Below are 2,553 nucleotides of genomic sequence, written 5' to 3'. Positions count from 1 at the left end.
TGGATCAATCCGGACCCGGCGGGAACTGTGGATGGGTTGAATCTGTTCTGTTTTGTCAGGAATAACCCATGCAGTGGTTTTGATAGTGACGGCAGGGGGTATAAAGGTATTAATGATCTGCGTGAGCTGTCTCTTAAATATATCAGGAAGCTGAATGTTAAATACCGAGGGGTTGAGGAAATGCAGAAGGCGGGTGAGCATCCTTTGGTCTTTACTCTCGATGTTGCGATAGATACAAGTCTGCAAATGATGGACCGCGAAGTGAGGCGTTTGAAAGCCAATGATGTGACCAGGCTCTATGAATTTGTGGGCGCTCCGGTTCCAGATAACTCGAATCATGAAGATACGTTTGCGACCTATGTGGCTGCCGGTTATGAAGAGCTTATCAAGGGTATGTCTGCCTATCAGGCAGGGGGAGATTTACGTGAGCAACTCGTTTACGTGGAGCATGGAAAGGGACATAAAGACGCTTCAGATACATTGGCATTTACTCTTTTGTATGATCCCAATAAGCGGATATTTTTTAATCAGAATTTTAGAGGGCAAAATGTCATGGGGCGAATAAATACGTTGGTACATGAACTGTCGCACACAGTTTTGGATACGGGTGATGCATTCTATTATGACGTATTCGATACGAGGGCTGATTATCCGGTTGAATATACGTGCGGAGAATTAAGTCGTTATAAGGAAAGAGCGATTGAACAGAACATTGATTTGCGGAAGGGCTACAGATCCTGGGCTCATGGGTTCAAGTCATTTGAAATGTGGTTGGCCCAGAGTGCGGATTTTTGGAGTGTTTATGTCGGTCTTCAGACTTCATACCAGGAAAACGAGGTTTTGCATAATGTGTCTGTGGACCGTTTCGATACAAGGGCGGACGTCAGGAACGATTTTTCATTCAATGATCATCTAGATCAGATAATGAAACTCCGATCCGGTCAGGTCAGGCGGCCTGACCTGCGATGAAAACCACCCTCTATCCAAAGAGGGTAGTGGTCGCAAGCCGTATCCGCTGAAATCAATGCCGCCCATCCAGTGCATACCTTCCTGACGTTGGTTGACAACTAGCCTTAAGGGACTGGATTCAGGGACGATTCTAATCATGGCTGGCTGGTCCGCTGATTTGCATCGACACACTCCGAGCTTGCAGGTGATAGATCCGCGCGGTCTGCCTGTCGATACAATTGCATTCTACCGTTGCCAAGTGACCGAAGAGCTGGACGCCCGTGTTGGCCATGTGCAATTCGACCTTGCAGGACATCTGGTTCGTACTTGGGATCCTCGGCTGTTGGAGCCACAATTGACGGCCAACCTTTCCATGATTCATTCGCTCAGTGGCAAGATATTGGCCACTGAGAGCGTCGATGCCGGTTGGCGGGTTTCGTTGCCTGGCGAGGGGCGTGAAGAGCTGAACGCCTGGGATGGCCGAGGCACCATTCGGCGCATGGAATACGATGCGTTGCTCAGGCCAACGGGTGTTTTTGAACGTGACCGATGTGTCGAGCGTCTCGCCTATGGTGATGTGCATTCGGCTCCCCGCAATCAGTGTGGCCAGTTGATTCGTCACGACGATCCAGCGGGCACTCTGTTGAGTCGTGAATTTGGTTTGACCGGTGCAGTGATCGAGCAGACGCAGCATTTCCTGCGCACTATCGATTCGCCCGACCGGCCCGAATCACTGTCAGAGCGCGACGCCTTGCTGGAGCCCGGTAGCGGCGCGACCACGGGCTGGTCATATAACCCGCTTGGCGAGGTCATTCGGCAAACCGATGCGCAGGGGAATGCTCATGCGTTGGCGCATTCTGTTGCTGGTCAGTTGAAAGAGAGCCACTTACAACTCCAGGGCAAGCCGTCGCAGGTTATCGTCAGCGATATTCACTACGACGCTCAGGAGCGGGTCGAATCTGAAGTTGCTGGCAATGGGGTGATCAGCACGGCGCAGTACCAGGATGAAGACGGTCGTCTGGTGCAACTCAGTTCCAGGCGCAGTAACGGGCAGGTCTTGCAGGACCTGACTTACGACTACGATCCGGTGGGCAATGTGACTCGTATCGAAGACCGCGCCCAACCTATCCGGTACTTCGCCAATCAGCGCATAGAGCCGGTTTCAACGTATCAATACGACACGCTGTATCAACTGACAGAAGCCACGGGTCGAGAGCTGGCGACGGTCAATCACGGCCCCGTCTTTGCAGATTTTCAGAGCCCAGCGGACCCCGCACAACTGGCCAATTACACGCAGACCTACGATTACGATGCGGGTGGCAATCTGAAGCAGTTGACTCATGTCGGGTCGCAAAATCATTCCCGGACTCTGGTGACCGCTTTGCATAGCAATCGCAGCCTGCCAGTGATCAATAACCAACCGCCCAGCGAAGAAGACATCGCCGCAGCTTTTGATGGCAACGGCAACCTGCTGGCATTGCAAGCGGGGCAAACCCTGAGCTGGAACCTTCGTAACCAGTTGCAGGAGGTAAAGCCGGTTGTGCGCGAGTCCGGCGTCGACGACAGCGAGCGCTATATCTACGACGCCAGCGGCCAACGCCTACG

At 52.5% G+C, this 2,553-nt stretch carries 2 pseudogenes; both read left to right on the top strand.

Going from position 1 to position 2,553, the window contains the following annotated elements:
• Positions 1 to 969, top strand: a pseudogene (locus JL015_RS27450) (RHS repeat protein); the annotation flags it as partial.
• 136 nt (positions 970 to 1,105) lie between these two features.
• Positions 1,106 to 2,553, top strand: a pseudogene (locus JL015_RS27445) (RHS repeat protein); the annotation flags it as partial.

The organism is Pseudomonas cichorii (assembly GCF_015471405.1).
Classification (GTDB): Bacteria; Pseudomonadota; Gammaproteobacteria; order Pseudomonadales; family Pseudomonadaceae; genus Aquipseudomonas; species Aquipseudomonas serbiensis.
This window is presented reverse-complemented; position numbering and strand designations above follow the sequence as displayed.